Annotated in this window: 20 protein-coding genes; 6 read left to right on the top strand and 14 right to left on the bottom strand. The window is 70.0% G+C overall.

Annotated elements, in window-relative coordinates:
* Positions 1 to 17: 17 nt before the first annotated feature.
* Positions 18 to 1,043: a zinc-dependent alcohol dehydrogenase family protein gene (locus AC4D2E_RS13940; protein ID WP_490953001.1), complete on the bottom strand. Its 1,026-nt coding sequence runs from the start codon at positions 1,041 to 1,043 to the stop codon at positions 18 to 20.
* Positions 1,044 to 1,182: 139 nt separating this feature from the next.
* Here AC4D2E_RS13940 and AC4D2E_RS13935 point away from each other — a divergent pair, with 139 nt between their 5' ends.
* Positions 1,183 to 2,064 (top strand): helix-turn-helix transcriptional regulator, encoded by an 882-nt coding sequence (locus AC4D2E_RS13935; RefSeq protein WP_490953000.1) that lies wholly within the window; start codon positions 1,183 to 1,185, stop codon positions 2,062 to 2,064.
* Between the two features lie 48 nt (positions 2,065 to 2,112).
* Here AC4D2E_RS13935 and AC4D2E_RS13930 read toward each other — a convergent pair whose 3' ends face one another.
* Together AC4D2E_RS13930 and AC4D2E_RS13925 are read right to left on the bottom strand one after the other, a co-directional pair.
* Positions 2,113 to 2,880 carry a MerR family transcriptional regulator gene (locus AC4D2E_RS13930; RefSeq protein WP_490910355.1) on the bottom strand — a complete coding sequence of 256 codons (768 nt, stop codon included), beginning with the start codon at positions 2,878 to 2,880 and terminating at the stop codon, positions 2,113 to 2,115.
* A gap of 128 nt (positions 2,881 to 3,008) precedes the next feature.
* A complete protein-coding gene (locus AC4D2E_RS13925) occupies positions 3,009 to 3,272 on the bottom strand; it encodes a hypothetical protein (RefSeq protein WP_104167728.1) in 264 nt (87 codons plus the stop codon).
* A 149-nt stretch (positions 3,273 to 3,421) separates the two neighbouring features.
* Here AC4D2E_RS13925 and AC4D2E_RS13920 point away from each other — a divergent pair, with 149 nt between their 5' ends.
* Entirely contained in the window at positions 3,422 to 3,853 is a 432-nt protein-coding gene (locus AC4D2E_RS13920; RefSeq protein WP_490952999.1) for a helix-turn-helix domain-containing protein, read from the top strand.
* A gap of 29 nt (positions 3,854 to 3,882) precedes the next feature.
* Here the strand turns inward: AC4D2E_RS13920 and AC4D2E_RS13915 are convergent, their stop codons facing one another.
* Positions 3,883 to 5,112: a PucR family transcriptional regulator gene (locus tag AC4D2E_RS13915; RefSeq protein ID WP_490952998.1), complete on the bottom strand. Its 1,230-nt coding sequence runs from the start codon at positions 5,110 to 5,112 to the stop codon at positions 3,883 to 3,885.
* A 266-nt stretch (positions 5,113 to 5,378) separates the two neighbouring features.
* Here AC4D2E_RS13915 and ald point away from each other — a divergent pair, with 266 nt between their 5' ends.
* Positions 5,379 to 6,491, top strand: a complete 1,113-nt coding sequence (gene ald, locus AC4D2E_RS13910; RefSeq protein WP_490953146.1) for an alanine dehydrogenase — start codon at positions 5,379 to 5,381, stop codon at positions 6,489 to 6,491.
* Positions 6,492 to 6,516: 25 nt separating this feature from the next.
* Here the strand turns inward: ald and AC4D2E_RS13905 are convergent, their stop codons facing one another.
* From AC4D2E_RS13905 to AC4D2E_RS13895, 3 genes are read right to left on the bottom strand one after another with little or no spacing between them, the layout of a single operon-like run.
* Positions 6,517 to 7,572, bottom strand: a complete 1,056-nt coding sequence (locus AC4D2E_RS13905) for a Gfo/Idh/MocA family protein (RefSeq protein WP_490952997.1) — start codon at positions 7,570 to 7,572, stop codon at positions 6,517 to 6,519.
* Positions 7,573 to 7,586: 14 nt separating this feature from the next.
* Positions 7,587 to 8,414, bottom strand: coding sequence for a GAF and ANTAR domain-containing protein (locus tag AC4D2E_RS13900; protein WP_490952996.1), 828 nt, complete (start codon positions 8,412 to 8,414; stop codon positions 7,587 to 7,589).
* Between the two features lie 49 nt (positions 8,415 to 8,463).
* Positions 8,464 to 9,093 (bottom strand): TetR/AcrR family transcriptional regulator, encoded by a 630-nt coding sequence (locus AC4D2E_RS13895; protein WP_490952995.1) that lies wholly within the window; start codon positions 9,091 to 9,093, stop codon positions 8,464 to 8,466.
* Positions 9,094 to 9,206: 113 nt separating this feature from the next.
* Here AC4D2E_RS13895 and AC4D2E_RS13890 point away from each other — a divergent pair, with 113 nt between their 5' ends.
* A complete protein-coding gene (locus AC4D2E_RS13890; RefSeq protein ID WP_490910360.1) occupies positions 9,207 to 9,767 on the top strand; it encodes an NADPH-dependent FMN reductase in 561 nt (186 codons plus the stop codon).
* A 103-nt stretch (positions 9,768 to 9,870) separates the two neighbouring features.
* On the opposite strand, the gene AC4D2E_RS13885 is transcribed toward AC4D2E_RS13890, so the two are convergent.
* The 3 genes from AC4D2E_RS13885 to AC4D2E_RS13875 all read right to left on the bottom strand — a co-directional run bounded on the left by AC4D2E_RS13885 (position 9,871) and on the right by AC4D2E_RS13875 (position 11,293).
* On the bottom strand, positions 9,871 to 10,062 hold the full coding sequence (locus AC4D2E_RS13885; protein ID WP_104167720.1) for a hypothetical protein: 192 nt from the start codon (positions 10,060 to 10,062) through the stop codon (positions 9,871 to 9,873).
* 32 nt (positions 10,063 to 10,094) lie between these two features.
* Positions 10,095 to 11,069, bottom strand: coding sequence for a lantibiotic dehydratase C-terminal domain-containing protein (locus AC4D2E_RS13880; RefSeq protein WP_490952994.1), 975 nt, complete (start codon positions 11,067 to 11,069; stop codon positions 10,095 to 10,097).
* Between the two features lie 83 nt (positions 11,070 to 11,152).
* Positions 11,153 to 11,293 carry a hypothetical protein gene (locus AC4D2E_RS13875; RefSeq protein ID WP_490952993.1) on the bottom strand — a complete coding sequence of 47 codons (141 nt, stop codon included), beginning with the start codon at positions 11,291 to 11,293 and terminating at the stop codon, positions 11,153 to 11,155.
* A gap of 370 nt (positions 11,294 to 11,663) precedes the next feature.
* Between AC4D2E_RS13875 and AC4D2E_RS13870 the strand changes: the two genes are divergently transcribed.
* Together AC4D2E_RS13870 and AC4D2E_RS13865 are read left to right on the top strand one after the other, a co-directional pair.
* On the top strand, positions 11,664 to 12,632 hold the full coding sequence (locus AC4D2E_RS13870) for a helix-turn-helix transcriptional regulator (RefSeq protein ID WP_490952992.1): 969 nt from the start codon (positions 11,664 to 11,666) through the stop codon (positions 12,630 to 12,632).
* Between the two features lie 58 nt (positions 12,633 to 12,690).
* On the top strand, positions 12,691 to 13,983 hold the full coding sequence (locus tag AC4D2E_RS13865; protein WP_490952991.1) for an aminotransferase-like domain-containing protein: 1,293 nt from the start codon (positions 12,691 to 12,693) through the stop codon (positions 13,981 to 13,983).
* A gap of 19 nt (positions 13,984 to 14,002) precedes the next feature.
* Here AC4D2E_RS13865 and AC4D2E_RS13860 read toward each other — a convergent pair whose 3' ends face one another.
* From AC4D2E_RS13860 to pdhA, 4 genes are read right to left on the bottom strand one after another with little or no spacing between them, the layout of a single operon-like run.
* Positions 14,003 to 14,227, bottom strand: coding sequence for a hypothetical protein (locus AC4D2E_RS13860; RefSeq protein ID WP_490952990.1), 225 nt, complete (start codon positions 14,225 to 14,227; stop codon positions 14,003 to 14,005).
* 9 nt (positions 14,228 to 14,236) lie between these two features.
* A complete protein-coding gene (locus tag AC4D2E_RS13855) occupies positions 14,237 to 15,901 on the bottom strand; it encodes a dihydrolipoamide acetyltransferase family protein (RefSeq protein WP_490952989.1) in 1,665 nt (554 codons plus the stop codon).
* A 9-nt stretch (positions 15,902 to 15,910) separates the two neighbouring features.
* On the bottom strand, positions 15,911 to 16,885 hold the full coding sequence (locus tag AC4D2E_RS13850; protein ID WP_490952988.1) for an alpha-ketoacid dehydrogenase subunit beta: 975 nt from the start codon (positions 16,883 to 16,885) through the stop codon (positions 15,911 to 15,913).
* Complete coding sequence (pdhA, locus tag AC4D2E_RS13845) at positions 16,885 to 18,102, bottom strand: pyruvate dehydrogenase (acetyl-transferring) E1 component subunit alpha (RefSeq protein WP_490952987.1); 1,218 nt, start codon at positions 18,100 to 18,102, stop codon at positions 16,885 to 16,887. Before pdhA ends, AC4D2E_RS13850 begins: the two co-directional genes overlap by 1 nt.
* Between the last annotated feature and the right edge of the window lie 64 nt (positions 18,103 to 18,166).

Below are 18,166 nucleotides of genomic sequence, written 5' to 3'. Positions count from 1 at the left end.
GTCCGGTGAACGTAGCATCAGTCGAGGGTCAGGAGGACCTTCGTGGCGCGGCGTTCTGCCATGGCCTTGTAGCCTTCTGCGGCGTCCTCGAGGGGCAGGGTGAGGTCGAAGACCTTGCCCGGGTCGATGGTGCGGTCCCAGATCAGCTCGATCAGGTGGGGCAGGTAGCGGCGCACGGGGGCAGGTCCGCCGAGGGTGTGGATGCCGGCGAAGAACAGTTCCATGCCGGGGATCTGCACGTCGTAGTTCACGCCGACGTAGCCGAGGTGCCCGCCGCCGCGGGTCGCTCCGACGGCCTGCATGAAGGACTCCTGCGTTCCCACGGCCTCGATGACCGAGTGTGCGCCGAGTCCGCCGGTGAGTTCCTTGATTCGGACGACACCCTCTTCGCCGCGCTCTTCGACGATGTCGGTGGCCCCGTAGAAGCGGGCGAGTTCCTGGCGGTCCTTGTGCCGGGACATGGCGATGATGCGTTCGGCGCCGAGCTGCTTGGCAGCGAGGATGGCCATCAGGCCCACGGCACCGTCACCGACGACGGCGACGGTCCTGCCCGGGCCGGCCTGGGCGGCCTCGGCCGCGAACCAGCCCGTGCCGAGGACATCCGAGGCGGCCAGCAATGAGGGGATCAGGTCAGCGTCCGGTTGGCCCGGCGTGGCGACGAGCGTTCCGTCGGCGTACGGGATGCGGGCCTTCTGGGCCTGGGTGCCGATCCCGCCGGCCACGAAGGAGGCGTGCACGCATTTGGACTGGAACCCGGCCCGGCAGATCTCACAGGTGTTGTCGGAGATGACGAAAGACCCGACGACGAAGTCGCCGACCTCGAGGGTCTTCACCCCGGAGCCGATCTCCTCGACGACGCCCACGTACTCGTGGCCCATCGGGGTGTGGTCCACGGGCTCGATGCCGCGGTAGGGCCACAGGTCGGACCCGCAGATGCAGGTGGCGGTGAGGCGGATGATCGCGTCGGTGGGCTCGATGATGGTCGGGTCCTCGCGGTCCTCGACCCGGACATCGCCGGGGGCGTGCATGATGACTCCACGCATGGTGGTACTCCTTCGACTGGTGTGACCGGATGGTCATTGCATCCAGTCAAACCCCGATCCGACGCGCGAAGGAGTCCCTGTCGAGGGATGTACCGACAGGGCACCCCAGCGCGGAAAAGGGCGACCTACGCTTGGCGCTATGGATAATCGAGCCGAGGTCCGCGCCTTTCTGATGTCGCGGCGCGCGAAGGTGACACCGGAGGAGGCAGGGCTGATCGCGGGCCTGAATCGTCGGGTGCCCGGGCTGCGCCGCAGCGAGGTAGCCACCCTGGCCGGCGTCAGCGTCGAGTACTACGCGAAGCTCGAACGCGGTGCCATCGCCGGCGCGTCCTCCTCGGTGCTGGACGCACTCGCCCGGGCGCTGCAGCTGGACGACGCCGAGCGCACGCACCTGTTCGACCTCGCCCGCGCGGCGGACGGCATACCCGCCTCCGGTCGGCCCCGGCAACGAACCCCGAAGAAGCCGCCGGCCCGGCCGAGCCTCTACTGGGCCCTGGAGTCCATCACGGACGGCATCGCCTTCGTCCGCAACCGGGGCCAGGACCTCCTTGCCGCGAACGCCCTCGGCCGCGCCTTCTACTCACCGCTCATCGGCGACGGCGGAATGGTCCCCAACCTGGCGCGCTTCCAGTTCCTCGACCCCGCATCCCGCGATTTCTACCCCGACTGGGACGCCTTCGCGGCGATGTGCGTGGCGATCATGCGGGCCGAGGCCGGAAGGGACCCCCACAACCGTGCCCTGCAGGAGCTGGTGGGTGAGCTCTCCACCCGCAGCGACACCTTCCGCAACCTGTGGGGAGCCCACGACGTACGGCGGCACGGGACCGGGACCAAGCGCTACAACCACCCCGTGGTCGGCGAACTCACCCTGGCCTACGAGGAGTTGCTGCCCACCGCCGAACCCGGGCTGGTCTTCATGATCTACACGGCGGAACCCGGATCGCCCTCCGCCGAGCGCCTCCGGCTGCTGGCCTCCTGGGCCGCCGACCACTCCTCGAGCCTCACGGTCCGGCATCAGTGACCTGTACGGCGTGACACCTGGAAGGGTCACATCCTGGCGGCACCCGGCTCACCGTCCGGAGTGAGCGAGCCAGGCCTCGAGCGCGTCCCGGACGAGTTCCGCGCCGCCCCGGCCGCCGTAGTTCACGGCGAACCGTGGATCCTGGACGTACATCGCCCCGAGTCCCCGGACGTACTCGGGCAGGAGTGCCCCGTCTCCGTCGCGGGGCACACCCGGGACGGAGGAGAGCCATGCGATGTGGCGCCCGGCCAGCTCCTGGGCTTCGCTACCGGTCGGTGCGACACCCCGGGCCGCTGCGTCGGTCCAGCCTGCGTTGAGCTCCGCGACCTCCCGGCCGAACGCCTCCCTCTCCGCGTCGGTCCGTCCGCGCCACCAGGCATCGCCCTGGGCGTAGGCGTCGTGGCCCCACCGCTCCTCGACCTCCTCCCGGTAGCGCGTGTGGTCGAATCCGTCGAACATCTTCTCGGGCATGGGTTCCTCTCCTCGTTCCAGGGCCTCGACCGTCGTGAGGACCGCTCTGATCTGGCGGTCGAGCCGTTGCTGCTCCCCGCGGAGGTGGTCGAGGTGGGCGCGCAAGGCGGATGCCGGGGCCACCGCGTCGCCGTCGTCGAGCACCGCGCGGATGGCCGGTATGGGCAGTCCGAGGGATCGCAGCAGCAGGATGCGCTGGAGCCTCACGAGTGCCGCGGCGTCGTAGAACCGGTACCCGTTGGCGCCCACGCGGGACGGTCGCAGCAGGCCGGTATCGCCGTAATGGCGCAGCGTGCGGCTCGTGGTCCCGGCAAGCCGAGCCACCGTGGTGATCGGGTATTCCACGTCGCACGCCTCCATCCGCCTCCTCCCGCCGCACGGTGCGCCGGGAGGATTCAACTGTAGGAATTGACGCTGCGTAAAGGTCAAGCGGCCCTATCGAGGCTGGGCCGCGGCGGGACGGGGCGGGCCGGTCAGTTGTACCAGAACCATTGCGGCGGACGCCACGACGCCGGGACGGCGTGCGCGTTGAAGGTGCCGCATTCGGAGCACGTGTAGCTCGCGCTCGCGGGGAGGAGCTCGGTGGAGTGGTCGGCCTGGCGCGCGGGCACGAACTCCTCGAAGATCAGGTAGTCGTCCGTGAGGCACAGGGGGCAGGAGGGAACTTCTTCAGTGAGCGGGGCTGAGACGGCGGAGCTACTGGTACGCAGGCTCCGCCCGTGATCGATTGTTGTCATGAGGTTCACCGTTTCCGTACCTGCAACCGACACTGGGTGCAGGTACTTGGGGTACGTATACGGCGAGAATAGACCTCTACTACTCAATGCGGAAGCCCAGGATCCCACGTAATCACGCCGATTACGGGCCCGGCTGGCACAATGGCCCCATGATCATCAGGGCTCCCAGATCGACGGCGGCACTTCCGCCGGAACAGGCCGCACCCCTGCGCTGCGCACTCGGTGGCAGCGCCGACGTCACCGTGTTCGTCGACGGCACCGCACACCGGCTTCCCGCAGAAGCCCAGGCCGCCGTCGTCGACCTCCTCGCCCGCCTGTCCGACGGCGACGCCGTCCAGGTGACGTCGGTCGCCGAGCTGCTAACCACCTCGCAGGCGGCCGAGCTCGCCGGCATCTCCCACAGCTACCTGCGCAAGCTCACCGATGCCGGCACCCTCCCGGTGGAGTACCGCGGATCGCACCGGCGCCTGCGCCGGGCCGACGTCGAGGACTGGCTGCGCAGCCAGCTGCGCCGCTCGGCCCCCTCGCCCGCTGAGCCTGCAGCGTCGGACCCCTCGCCGACTGCGCCCGACCAGGCGTAGCGGCGTCGTCGCCGTGATCGGCGGTGATCCTAGGACTGCTCGAAGCGGGGTCTGGAGCGCCACCTGCGGGCCTTGAGCGCGAGGTGCAGTTCCAGGCGCACCATGCCGGCCAGCGGGTCCGCGCCGATGATCGAGCGGATCCTCGTCAGGCGGTTGTAGACGCTGCTGCGGTGCAGGTGGAGTTGAGTGGCGACGTCCTGCACGGAACCGTTCTTGTCGTACAGCAGTTCGAGGACCGGCAGGAGTTCCCCGAGCCGGTCCGCCTCGCACAGTTCGTCGAACCGCACGCTGCCGTGCGCCGGGAACTGCCAGCCCATGGCGCCGAGGAACTGGTAGACGCCGATCTCGGCGAACGCCGACACCCCGCCGAGCTGGGGATCCACCGCGTCGGCCTGGGCCGCGTGCTGCGCCTGACGGAATGCGTCCGCGAAGTCCCGTGGGTCGGCGGCAGGTTCGCTGAGCCCCAGGACGAACCGCCCCGCGGGACGTCCCGCCCGCTTGGCCACCTCGACGCGGCACCGGTCCACCACATGCTGGAGGGCGCTGCGGCCCACCCTGGCCTCGCACAACAGGGCGGAGTGGGTGGACGCGCCGGCGCTGAACAGGACGGGCTCGACGCCGACCGTCGCCTGGAGGGCGATGGTGCGCTGGAGCAGGGCGGCCTCGTGCGGGTCCTCCCTCCCGGCGCGGGCCGACGACTCCGACAGCTCGTGTACGAGGGCCACGCGCCACGGCCCGTGCCCACCGAGCTCCCGCCAGCCGCGCAGGTCCTCCACCGCTGCGGGGACGCCGCGGCATGCGGCGAGGAACGTGGCCTCCCGCTGTGTGCGCCGCTCGGAGGATGCCGTGTCCGTCTCGAGCAGCAGTTCGGCGAGGCGGTCGATGGTCGGCCGGACCACTGGCAGGGCGGCAAGGATGACCGGGGCAGGATCCTCGCTGGAGTGCTGCTGCACCCACAGATAGCCCACGCGGAAGCCCCGGACGAGGAGGGGGACGCACACCCGCCCCAGCATCCCGAGGTCATCGTTCGCGGGGACGACGACCGCACGGACGGCCCGTTCGATCCCGTGGCGCAACTGCCACTCGCTGACGTCCGCCGGCACCTTCTTGCTCAGCAGGAAATTGACCCGGACGCGGTCGGCGGAGGTCTGGTGACTGCTGTACGCGAGGAGGACGCCGTCGGGATCCTCGAGGGACAGACCGCGCCCGAGCGTCTGCGCGAGCGACTCGACGAGGTCCTCGATCTGCTGGTTCTGCACAGCCCAACACTAAGCGGGGCCGGCCGCCATGGGCGACACTTGCCGCTTGCGGACTCGACAACTGTCGATGGCCCCGGCAGCGCCGATCTGCTAGTGATCCAGCTCACATGCCGGACCGATGGCGGTAGGACGGGTATCGACGACCGCGGGGCACGGTCTGCGCCGCCGGGTATCGCCTGGCCGCCGGGACCGGCCCCGGCTCGCGCCTCGAAACGCTCCCTATTCTGGAGCTACCCGTCCGCCCGATCGACCCCGTGGAGAACCCAATGATCATCGGCGTCCCCAAAGAAGTGAAGAACAACGAATTCCGCGTCGCCATCACGGCGTCCGGTGTGCACGAGTTCCGGGCCCACGGGCACACGGTGCTCGTGGAACGCGGAGCGGGGGTCGGTTCGAACATCACGGATGCAGCATACGAGGCTGCAGGCGCCGAGCTCGTCGACGCCGCGGACGACGTGTGGGCACGCGCGGACATGGTCCTGAAGGTCAAGGAGCCGGTCGGCGCGGAGTACCACCGCTTCCGCAAGGGCCTCATCCTCTTCACCTACCTCCACCTCGCGGCGGAACCCGAGCTGACCCGCGCCCTGGTGGACGCCGGCGTCACCGCGATCGCCTACGAGACCGTCCAGGACGGGCGCGCCCTGCCCCTGCTCGCCCCGATGTCCGAGGTGGCCGGGCGCCTGTCCGTCCAGGTCGGCGCGCAGGTCATGACCGCGCCCGCCGGCGGCCCCGGCCTGCTGCTCGGCGGCGTCGCCGGGGTCCGCCCCGCCAAGGTCGTTGTCCTCGGGGCCGGCGTCGCGGGCACCAATGCGACGGCCATGGCGGTCGGAACAGGAGCCGAGGTCACCATCCTCGACATCAACATCGCCCGGCTGCGGGAGATCGACGCCCTGTACGCCGGGCGCGTCAAGACCGTCGCCTCGAACTCCCTGGAGATCGAGACCTCGGTCCTCGAGGCGGACCTGGTGATCGGATCCGTCCTGATCCCCGGCGCCCGGGCCCCGAAGCTCGTCACGAACGATCTCGTCGCCCGGATGAAGCCGGGCAGCGTCCTCGTGGACATCGCGGTGGACCAGGGCGGGTGCTTCGAGGACTCCCGCGTCACCACGCACGAGGACCCCACCTTCACGGTGCACGGATCACTCTTCTACTGCGTGGGCAACATGCCCGGCGCCGTCCCGAACACGTCGACCTACGCCCTGACCAACGTGACGCTGCGGTACGCCGTGGCGCTGGCCGACCGCGGCGTCCGCGCCGCCTTCGACGCCGATCCGTCCCTGGCCCGCGGGTTGAATGTCGCGTCGGGGCGGGTCGCACACCACTCGGTGTCCGAGGCGCACGGCCTGGAGCTGGCGAAGGACTGGTCGGCGCTCGTCTAGTGCTGCGGGCACCCGGCCCGCCCGGTCAGGTGCCCTGCGGCCGGGACGGGTACGCGGCGTGGACCTGTTCGATCAACCGCACGACGTCGAGGGCGTCGTCCACCTGGACGGGCGGCGGCCCGTCGCCGTGGATCGCCGCGACGAGCCCCGAGTAGAAGTCCGGGTACCGGCCGAGGCCGACGGCGAGCACCTCGGTGTCGCCGTCGCGCCCCATCAGAGCCCGGGGCGGCACCATCAGGGCACCGGCTGCGTCGACGAGGCCGTCCGGCGTCACCCCCGCCGTGAGCAGTGCCTCCTGCGGGTCCGAGCCCGTGATCGTCAGTCCGCTCCGCGCGCCGGTGAGGTGGAAGCGGGGTCGGGCGAGCGGCGCGAGGGTCCCGGCGTGCAGCCGGCTGGTGACTCCGCCGTCGTGGCGCAGGACGAGGAACGCCGAGTCCTCGGCCGCGCCCCCGCGGTCGTTGCGTAGTTCGGCATACACGGGGACCGCCGGTCCGAAGAGGGTGAGCGCCTGATCGATCAGGTGTGAGCCGAGGTCGTAGAGCACTCCCCCGCCGTCCGTCGGGCCGGCGTCGCGCTTCCACGGCTTGCTGATGGACGGCTTCCACGATTCCATCGCCGACTCGAAGATCCGCACTCCGCCCAGGGACCCCGACCGGACCACGGTCTGCACCGTCAGGAAGTCCCCGTCCCACCGTCGGTTGTGGAACGGGACGAGGAGCTTGCCGACCGCGCGTGCTGCGTCGATGAGCCGCTCGCCGTCGTCCACGTGCACCACGAAGGGCTTGTCGACGACGACGTGCAGGCCCCGCCCGAGGGCTGCGGCGGCCAGCGGTGCGTGCGAGGCGTGAGGGGTGGCGATGACGGCGAGGCCGAGGTCCGGCACGGCCCGGAGCGCGTCGTCGAGGGTGGCAGCGACCTGCGCGGCCGGATAGGCGGTCCGTGCGGCGTCCCGACGTCCGGGGCTCGGCGTGACGACGACGGCGAGGTCCAATCCGGGATCGTGCTGGATCAGCGGTGCATGGAAGACGCTGCCGCCGTGGCCGAAGCCGATCAGCACCGTCCGGACGGGCCGGTGCGGCATCGGACCCACGGGCGTCAGGAGGGCTCGAAGTGGGCGCGGGGAACGGTCCCGTTCAACCCGGCGACCATGCCCGCGGCGAGCACCCGGAGCTTCACGTTGCGGGAGTTGGAGGCCCGGCGCATCTTGTCGAACGCATCCTTCTGCGAGCAGTTGTCCTGGCCCATGATGATCCCGACGGCGAGGTCTATCTCGGTGCGGGTCTGCAGCACGGCGTGGAGGTCCTCCGCCGTGGCGGCATGCTGCGCCACGCGCACGGCGAGCTTCAGGGCCTGCGACGCCTGCACCGTGAAGGCGCGGGCGACCCGCCGGTAGTCCTCGCTGAAGACGGAGACGTCCTCGGCGTAGAGGTTGAGGGCCGCACGCGCCGAGCCCTCGAGGTCCAGGGGAAGGCAGAACATGGCGCCGACGCCGTTCCGCGTGATGTGTTCCATGAACTCGGGCCAACGGGCTTCGGTACGGGCATCCGCGATGAACACCTCGTCGTGCACACGCAGGGCGTGCAGGCATGGGCCGTCATCGTGCTCGTACTGCACCTCGTCCATGGCTTTGGCCTTCTCCCCGCTGCTGCCCACGGTGAGCTGCTCGTGGACCGAACGCTGCAGGGTGATGCCGCAGTAGGTATCGCCCTCGGTGCCGAGCGTCTCGGCGGTGAACTCGGCCAGTTCCTGCAGGAAGGTCTGCACGTCGGGGTGGTCCACCAGGAGGTCCTGGAGCCGCGCGGCGGCGGTCTCGGGGGAAGGGAGGTCGACGTCGTCGGCCACGAGGTGGAGGCGCGGGCCGCCCATTGCCCCGTCCTCGACGGCTTCACGGGAGTCGGACATCTGCTCGGGTACCTCCTCCACGCTCCACCAACTTCACTCGACGGCCGGCAGGGCGCCGGCGCCTGCCAGTCTACAAGGGCCCGCGCTCTCTACGGCTGCGGTCGGCGTCCGACGCGAGGGCGGAGACCAGGGCGCACCACGCCCCGGCCAGGCGGGCGTTCGACATGCCGCGGTGCTCCTGCAGGTGCAGCAGCAGTCCCGCGTTCAGGAACGCCGACAACTGGTAGGCGCCCAGTTCCGGATCGGGAACATGCAGGCCGCGCAGCAGCATGGCCAGGTGCAGCCGCGTGAGCTGCTGCGTCGGGTGTTCGAGGTCCGGCCCGCCCTGCTGCTCGGCCGCCCGGAGGATCTGCCCGTCGAACCGCATGCGCTCGATACTCGCCTCGCCGAAGGCGATCAGCCGTTCGAGGGGTGGCGCCCCCGGCCCCAGGGGAGGAGGGCCTGCCATGAAGGCGTGCTGGAAGGAGCGCCCTGCCTCGTCCGCGAGCGCGTGCATGAGGCCCGCCCTGTTGCCGAACCTCCGGAAGACCGTGCCCTTGCCCACTCCCGCGCGCCGCGCGACGGCGTCCGTGGTCAGCCGTTCGGGACCGCAGGTCGCGACGATCTCGGCCGCGGCGTCGAGGATGAGGCGGCGGTTGCGTGCCGCATCGGTCCGCTCTCCGTCGTCGCCCGTGACCCGGAGCAATTCCTCGCCCTGCATGCCGCAACTATAGCGGCGGAATAAACCGGACTGTAGTCCGCTTGCAGCAGGGGATGCATCTGTCGCAGTACCGAACACCCGGGCCGTACGGCCCCACAGCCTTGGAGGAAACCATGTCCACCACGATCCTCACCCTCGTCGGAAGCCTGCGCGAGGGCTCCATCAACCGCCAGCTCGCGGAAGCGGCCGCTACCCATGCCCCCGAGGCCGTCGACGTCGTCACGTTCGATGCGCTGAACGACGTGCCGTTCTACAACGAGGACATCGACAACGACACCGACCGCCCCCAGTCCGTCGATGCCCTCCGGGCCGCGGCAGCCGATGCGGATGCCGTCCTGCTCATCTCCCCCGAGTACAACGGCAGCATGCCGGCGGTGCTGAAGAACGCCATCGACTGGCTCTCCCGTCCCTACGGCGCCGGCGCGCTCTCGAGCAAGCCCGCAGCCGTCATCGGTTCGGCGTTCGGCCAGTACGGCGGGGTGTGGGCCCATGACGAGGCCCGCCGCTCCCTCGGCGTCGCAGGCGCCACCGTGCTCGATGAGGCCCGGCTCTCCATCGGCAGCTCGATCACGCGCTTCGCGGAGCTGCACCCGAAGGACGACGCCGAGGTCTCCGGCCTGGTCACCGGGGTACTGATGGCCCTCGCCGGGGCGGCCACTCCGATCGCGGCCTGATCCCCAGCATCCGCCCACGTAGCACCGATAGCAGCGCGGGGACGACAGGACGCCGGCGCATTCCGCGCCGGCGTCCTGTCGTTCGGCTGCGTTCGGGGTCCCCTCAGTGCCAGAGGTTGTCCGCCCAGGCGGCATCCCTCAAATAGTCCCGCGCCGGGCCGATCTCCCAGAGCTGGCCCTGCGGGGCGAGGACGCCGTCGTTCTGCATCGACTCGACTTCCTCCGACGAACAGCCGAGGGCCTCGGAGAGGTCGGCGTCGTCCATGGCCAGCACGATGGTGGTCCTCGCGTTCATGGTGCAGTCCTTCGGTCGATGGGTGGGCCGGTCTATGGGGCGGTGCGTGAGGCTCGGGCCGGGGCGGCCAGCGGCTTCCAGCTCCGCGCGTACAACCCCAGTGCCGCCTCCTCCCGGGCGGCGAAACCGAGGCGGTTCAGCGCCATGTGCGCCTGGTACACGGTCAGGTGCTGGGCGCTGCGGCTGACGCGGACCTTGTCCGCCCGGTACAGATAGGTGTCGAGTGCGCGGAACCAGCGCCGCCGCCAGTTCTGCACGGCGGATTCCGCGGCCGTGGCCGCCATGAGCGCATGGAACCCGGGGGCTTTCGCGGCCACCTGCGCGGCCATCGCCTCACGTACCCCCGAGGCACGCGGGCCGACGTCGGCGGTGCACGTGCGGAGGTGGCTGTCCCAGTAACAGTCCCAGGAGAGTCTGCGGCGGTCCGGCCATCCCGCGGAATGGGGGCCGCGCATCATGCTCTGCGCGGAGTCGAAGAGGATCAAAGCCCCGAGCGCCGAGCGGCTCTGCATGCGGGGGAAGCGCTGATAGCCCCAGAGGGCGAGCTCGGAGCCGAGTTCGAAGACCTCTTCGGCGAGGTGCAGGCCCTCGACCCCGCCGTATCTGACGAGGTTGGCCTCGAGCTGTGGATCGGCCATCTCCCGGCCGCCCGAGTAGTAGGTGTTGCTGGCGGGAGCGGTGAAATGCTGGCGGACCACCAGCAGGGGCATGCTCCGTGCACTACGGGCCTGGAGTGCACGCTCGAAGGTGCGCAGGGGTTCCAGAACGCGGGGGTGGGCGTGGATGCTGAGCTTGACCTGGCCCACGAGGCCCGTCGACGGATCCTCGCACCGGGTGAAGTACCAGCGCTTGGCCCCCAGTGCCCGGGCCTGCGCCACCAGCGGGGTGACCAGTTCTTCGATGATGCCGTCCGCTACATCGAAGCCACCCGTCGAGAGGGAGAGATGCCACCACTGAGTGCTGACGGCTGTCCGTGAGGCGGTACGAACGGCGGTCAGCTGGCTCATGGCTCTCTCCTTCAGGGTCTGTGATCACCCCCGCTGGGGCGGGCTCCGGGGGCGCCCTCCGGACTCCGGTCCGGGGGCACCTGTTACTTCGGCCAGTCCCAGCTCGCCGCTGTGGGCTGACCCTTCGGCCAGTCCCAGCTACCCGCGCTGACGGACTGGCCTGCCGGCAGAACAGCTCCCACCACGATCAACAGGCCTGCAGTTGCGCCGAATACCTTCTTCATGGCGATCCTTCCTTGCCCGTGTCCGGGTGGTCGAGCTGTCCCCACACTGCCGATCGGCAGTGCCCGATCCGTTGCGGGAAGGCCCCCCTCGGGACTTCCACTGGATCGGCTTCATCAGAATGTCCGCCGCCGACAGGTAGTGTCCAGCAGTAGAGGTGGCCGTTTGCGGACATGGCGCGATCAGGACGCGGCGGCGCTCCATGACGATCCGAGACAGCGGTGTCCCGGGCTCAGAACCGCGGAATCACGCGGATCCCGGCGTTGACGGGACGGCTGGATTGCCACCGTCCCCGCTGTGTCATTAACTGGACATGCCATCTTTTTTGCACGCGATTCGCCGCTGGTACCAGTGGCCGGACAAGGAGCTCTCATGCTGGGTGCGACGTCGATCGAGGTGTACCGGTACGCCGTCGGACACCCGGGCTGGACGCGTTCCGAGGCCTCCGAGGCCCTCGGCCTGACGCTGCGCCGCATCGACGAGGCCGTCTTCGAGTTGTCCGAGCGCCGACTCCTCAGCCCGCAGGCCGGCAGCCCGGACGGGCTCGTGGCGGTCTCCCCCGACGTCGCCCTCGCGGACCTCGTCGACGCGGACGAACGCGCCATGCAGGAACTCAAGGCGCGCATCAGCGCCCAGCGGCGCGAACTGTCCAGCCTCCTGCCCACCTTCCTGGACGCGCGCAAACACGTCCTCGCCAGCACGTCGGTGGAGACCCTGGAGGACCCGCACCTCATCCACCGGGTCCTCATCGACTACGGGCGCGACGTCACCGAGAAGGTGTACATCGCGCAGCCCGGTCAGGGCTCGACGGCGGACGTCCACGAGGAGAGCGTCCGCAAGGATCTGGAGCTTCTGGGGAACGGGGTGCGACGGCGGACCCTGTACGACACGAGTACGCGCGACCACGTGCCGACCCGCAAGGCCGTGGAGGCGATCGCTGCTGGTGGTGGGGAGTTCGGCGTCCTCCCGTTCATCCCCCTCCGCATGCTCATCTTCGACGAGAAACTGGCCCTGGTGGGCCGCCAGCTCTCGCGCGACGACAAGGCCGCCCTGGTCATCAGGGACCACAGCCTCATCAACATCTTCACGCACCTGTTCGAGATCGCGTGGGAGATCAGCGAGTCCTTCCTCTCCCCGCAGCAGGTCGGGTCACCCTTGAGCGCGATGCAGCGCTCCATCATCCAGGGCCTCGCGAACGGGCTGTCCGACGAGTCGATCGCGCGGCGCCTGGACATCAATGTGAGGACCTGCCGCCGGCACATCGCCTGGATGCTGGACACGCTGCGGGCGGACAGCCGCTTCCAGGCAGCCCTGAAGGCGCGCGAGGCGGGATGGATCTGAGCAGCACCGCTGGGCAACACCTGTTGCCTGATAGTGAACCCGCGCCTAGACTCTGGGCGTGACGTCCTCCAGCGAGACCCCGACCGACTTCCTGCCCGCCGAGACCGAGGCAGCCCTCGAACGCGCCGTCGATTCCGCCGCGCGCCACGACCGGCTCTTCTCCCTGCGCGCGGCCAACATCAAGCAGTCGGCGGTGCGCGATGTCTTCGACATCTCCATCCGTCCGGGCCTCGTGTCGCTCGCGGGCGGGAGCCCGTACCTGAGATCCCTGCCGCTCGAGGACCTCAGCCGGACCGCCCAGAAGATCATCGCCGAGCGCGGGCTCGAGGCCCTGCAGTACGGCGGCGGTCAGGGCATGGACGAGCTCCGGCGGCTCGTCTGCGACGTGATGGCGGCCGAGGGCATCGAGGGCGCGAGCCCCGATGACATCGTGATCACCACCGGCTCGCAATCGGCGCAGGACGTCGCGGCGAAGGTCTTCTGCGATCCCGGGGACGTGATCCTCTGCGAGGACCCCACCTACGTGGGCGCCCTCAACACGTTCGAGGCGTACGAGGTCGACGTCGTCACCATCCCGATGGACGACGCCGGGCTGATCCCCGAGGAGCTCGAACGGGTCATCGCCGAACTCCAGGCGCAGGGCCGCGCGATCAAGCTGCTGTACACGATCCCCAGCTTCAACAACCCGAGCGGCATCACGATGGCCGCCGACCGCCGCCAGCGGGTCGTCGACATCTGCCGTGCCCACAACATCCTCGTCCTGGAGGACAACCCCTACGGCATGCTGCGCTTCGACGGCGAGCCTCTGAAGCCCATGCGCGCGGACAACCCCGACGACGTCATCTACCTCGGCTCCTTCTCGAAGATCTTCGCGCCCGGCGTGCGGCTCGGCTGGGCCCTGGTACCCAAGCACCTCTACCGCCGGTTCTATCTCGCCTGCGAGGCCGTGGTGCTGTGCCCGTCCCCGCTCACGCAGATGCTCGTGAGCGCGTACCTCACCGAGTACGACTGGCGCGGGCATCTGGACTCGATGCGCAGCCTCTACCGTGAGCGATGCGATGCCATGCTCGGCGCCCTCGCCGAGGAATTCCCCGAGGGCGTCCACTGGACCACCCCGGACGGCGGCTTCTTCGTCTGGGTCACCCTGCCGGAGGGCATCGACACCTATCCGCTGCTCTACACGGCGATCGACGCCGGCGTCGTGTTCATCCCCGGCGCTGCCTTCACGCCGTCGGACGAGCCCTCGAACAAGCTCCGGCTGGCCTTCAGCGCCGTCTCACCCGAGGACATCGTCGAGGGCGTCCGGCGCCTCGCGCCGATCCTGCGCGGCGCGATCGAGCAGAACCGGTAGCCCACCGGCCGGGCCACGCCTACTGCGGCGGCCGCTTCTGCTGGCGGAGCGTCACCGCGATGGAGATGAGTGCGGCGACGATCACGAGGATGGACAGCCGCGCCACCGCGCCGAGGTCGGGGAAGACCCACTGGAGGACGGTCGACGCGAGGAAGCCGATGAGCACCACCAGCAGGAGCCTGCTCAGGGGGTAGCGCGGTCGCGGGCTCCGGCTCGTTCCCCCGCCGGGTAGCTGCTGGTCCATGGCCCCACCCTAGTCGAGCAGCAGGGCGGGCTCCTCGAGGATCGAGGCGACGTCGGCCATGAAGCGTGCGCTGAGATCGCCGTCGACCACCCGGTGGTCGAACGATCCGCCGAGCGTGGTGATCCAGCGCGGGATCACCTCCCCGTCGAGCACCCAGGGCTTCTGCTTGATCGTACCGAAGGCCACGATCGCCACCTCCCCCGGATTGATGATGGGTGTCCCGGTATCGATGCCCAACGCCCCGATGTTGGTGATGGTGAGCGTGCCGCCCTGCATCTGGGCCGGTTGGGTTCTTCCGGCGCGGGCCGTGGTCGCGAGGTCGTTGAGGGCGAGGGCCAGTTCCTTCAGCGAGAGGTCCTGGGCGTCCTTGATGTTGGGCACCATCAGCCCCCGCGGTGTCGCGGCGGCGATGCCGAGGTTCATGAAGTGCTTGACGAGGATCTCGTCCTCGGCCCAGGTGGCGTTGACCGACGGGTTCCGCGCCGCCGCCCAGATGACGGCCTTCGCCAGGATGAGCAGCGGCGAGACCCGGATACCCTCGAAATCCCGGGAGGCCTTGAGCCGCTTGACGAACTCCATGGTCCGGGAGGCGTCCACGTCCACGAAGATGCTCACGTGGGGTGCCGTGAACGCGCTCTGCACCATGGCCTTCGCCGTCGCTTTGCGGACCCCCTTGACCGGGATGCGTTCGATGCGGCCGCCCCCGAGGAGCTTGCGGTCCGACCAGAAGGAGTCCGCGCCGTCCTGCTCGGCGTCACGCTGGGACTGGTAGCTCATGAGGTCCTGCTTGGTGACCTCGCCCGCGGAGCCGGTGGCCGGGACGTCCGCGAGATCGATGCCGAGGTCCCGCGCGGCCTTGCGGACCGGCGGCTTCGCGAGCACGCGGCTGATGAGCTGGTTCAGCGGGTTGGTCCGGACGGGTGTCTCGGCGGGACGGCCCGTGCGCGTCCCTGTCGGAGCGGGTGCCGCCTGTGCGGGAGACGTAGGGACGGGCGACGTAGGGACGGGCGACGCCGGCGCGGCGGCCGGTGCGGCGGCCGGTGCGGCGGCCGGTGCGATCGGTGCCACCTGCGCCGCGGCAGGTGCGGCGGGTGTCCCCTGCGCGGACGGCGTCCTGCGTGGTCGGCGCTTCACGGCGTCGGCCTTCGGTCCGGTGCCCACCAGCGGACCGGGCGTGGGCTCGGGGTCCGCGGCCCCGGGACCGGTGGCATCGACCCCGTCCTGTCGTGCCCCGGCGAGCTCCCCGGGCATCTCGGGCACAGGGACCGGGGCGTCGCCGGTCGGGGCATCGCCCGTCGGAGCAGCCGATCCGCCCCCGGCAGCACCGGGGGCCGCACCATCACCGACATGATCGCTGGCATGATCTGCGCGATCGGCGCCGCCGGAGCCGCCCGCAGCCGTGTCCGGGACACTGCCGTCCCCATCCGGGGCGACGCCATCCTCGACCGCGAAGATCGGCGTCCCGACCTCGATGGTCTCGCCCTCCGCGACGAGCAGCTCGGACACGATTCCCGCGTAGGGGGAGGAGAGTTCGACGAGCGACTTGGCGGTCTCGATCTCGCAGATGATGTCGTTGACCGCCACCGGAGCCCCGGGGGCCACCTTCCACTGCACGATCTCCGCCTCGGTGAGGCCTTCACCGACGTCGGGCAGGTTGAACGTCTTGAGCGTCATGATGGTCCTTCAGTATGCGAAGGCACGGTCGAGTGCCTCGAGGATGCGGTCGATGTCCGGCAGGTAATGCTCCTCAACGCGGGCCACGGGGTAGGGCATGTGGAACCCGCCGACGCGGATGACGGGGGCCTCGAGCGACAGGAAGGCGCGTTCGGAGATCCGTGCGGCGATCTCCCCGCCAATACCGCCGAACGTCGGCGCCTCGTGGGCGACGATCAGGCGGCCCGTGCGGGTGACCGATTCGGTGACGGTGTCGAAGTCGATCGGCGAGATGGAGCGCAGGTCGATCACCTCGACGCTGCGGCCATCCTCCGCCGCCGCCGAGGCCGCGGCAAGGGCGACGGGCACGAGCGGGCCGTAGGCGACGATGGTGGCGTCCGTCCCCGCGCGCAGGACGTGGGCGGAGAACGGATCACCGGCGGGCGCCGAGGTGTCCACCTCGCCCTTGAGCCAGTAGCGGCGCTTCGGTTCGAACACGATCACCGGATCCTCGCAGCTGACGGCCTGCTGGATCATCCAGTAGGCGTCCTGCGGGTTGGACGGCGTCATGATCCGGAGCCCGGCGGTGTGCGCGAAGAGCGCCTCGGGGGACTCCGAGTGGTGCTCCACACTGCCGATGCCGCCACCGTAGGGGATGCGGATCACCACGGGTGCGCTCAGCATGCCGTCGCTGCGCGTGCGCAGCTTGGCGAGCTGGGTGGTGATCTGGTTGAACCCGGGGAAGACGAAGCCGTCGAACTGGATCTCGCAGATGGGCCGGTACCCGCGCAGGGCGAGCCCGATCGCTGTGCCGATGATGCCGGATTCGGCGAGCGGCGAGTCGACGACGCGCAGGGCCCCGAAGTCCCTCTTCAGGCCGTCGGTCACACGGTAGACACCGCCGAGCTCACCGATGTCCTCGCCCATCAGCAGGGTCTTCGGGTCCTGGGTCAGGGAGGCGCGGAGGCCCTCGTTGATCGCCTTCGCGATGGTCATCGTCGCCATCAGGCGTGCTTCCCCTCGTCGACGAACCCGGCCTCGTACTGCTGGAAGAAGCGGAGTTCCTCCTGCACCAGCGGGTGCGGCTCGGCATACACGGTCGCGAAACGGCTCTCCATGTCCGGCACCGTCATGGACAGCACGGCATCGCGGAGCGCGGTGGCCATGGCCCGGGCCTCCGCGGCGAGTTCGTCGAAGAACCCGTCATCGGCCAGGCCCTGCGACCGCAGATGGGCCTCCAGGCGGACCAGCGGGTCGCGCGGCTGCCACTCCTGCTCGTCCCCGGACAACCGGTACTTCGTGGGATCGTCGGCGGTCGTGTGCGCACTCATCCGGTAGGTGTAGGCCTCGATCAGGACCGGCCCCTTCCCGGACCGGGCATGGTCGAGCGCCCAGCGCGTGACGGCTTCCACGGCGACGACGTCGTTGCCGTCCACGCGGACGCCCGGGAACCCGTACCCCTCGGCACGCCGCGCGAGAGGCACCCTGGTCTGGACGGCCGCAGGGACGGAGATGGCCCACTGGTTGTTCTGGCAGAAGAACACCACGGGAGCGTTGAAGGACGCCGCGAACACCATGGACTCGTGGATGTCCCCCTCGGAGCTCGCACCGTCACCGAAGTAGGCGACCGACGCCGCTTCCGGCAGCGAGGGGTCCGCGAGCTGGTCCCGCTGGATGCCCATCGCATAACCGACGGCGTGCAGGGACTGAGCCGCGAGGACGAGCGTGTAGAGGTGGAAGTTCCGCTCGCGGGGATCCCACCCGCCGTTCGTCACCCCCCGGAAGAGGCGGAGGATCTCCGCCGGCTCGACGCCGCGGGTCAGGGCGACGCCGTGCTCCCGGTAGGTCGGGAACGCATAGTCCTGGGGCTGCAGGGCGCGTCCGGAGCCGATCTGCGCGGCTTCCTGGCCCGTCAGGGGCACCCAGAGCGCCAGTTGGCCCTGGCGTTGCAGGGCCGTGGACTCCTGGTCGAAGCGCCGGACCAGGAACATGTCCCGGTAGAGCGAGCGCAGATGGGCGGCGTCCGTTGCGGCGAGGTAGGGCGAGAAGTCGACGGGCTCGCCGTCGATCTCCGCGGTCAGGCCGCCGGCCATCGTTCCGTCGGGGGCGAGCACCTGCAGCATGTCCACGGCGGCCTCCTGCTGCCCGCCGATCGCGGAGTGGGCAGCGCGCAGGACCTCCTCGACCTCGAACTCCGCTGCAGGCACACGACTGCCGCTCATGATCACTCCTCACGTGACGCACTACATTCCGCTTGAGGAATGTATGCAGTAAGTCATACACGGG

Source organism: Arthrobacter sp. TJ-265 (assembly GCF_058269135.1).
The sequence above is the reverse complement of the archived record's forward strand: the minus strand, read 5'-3'. Positions and strand labels throughout refer to the sequence as shown.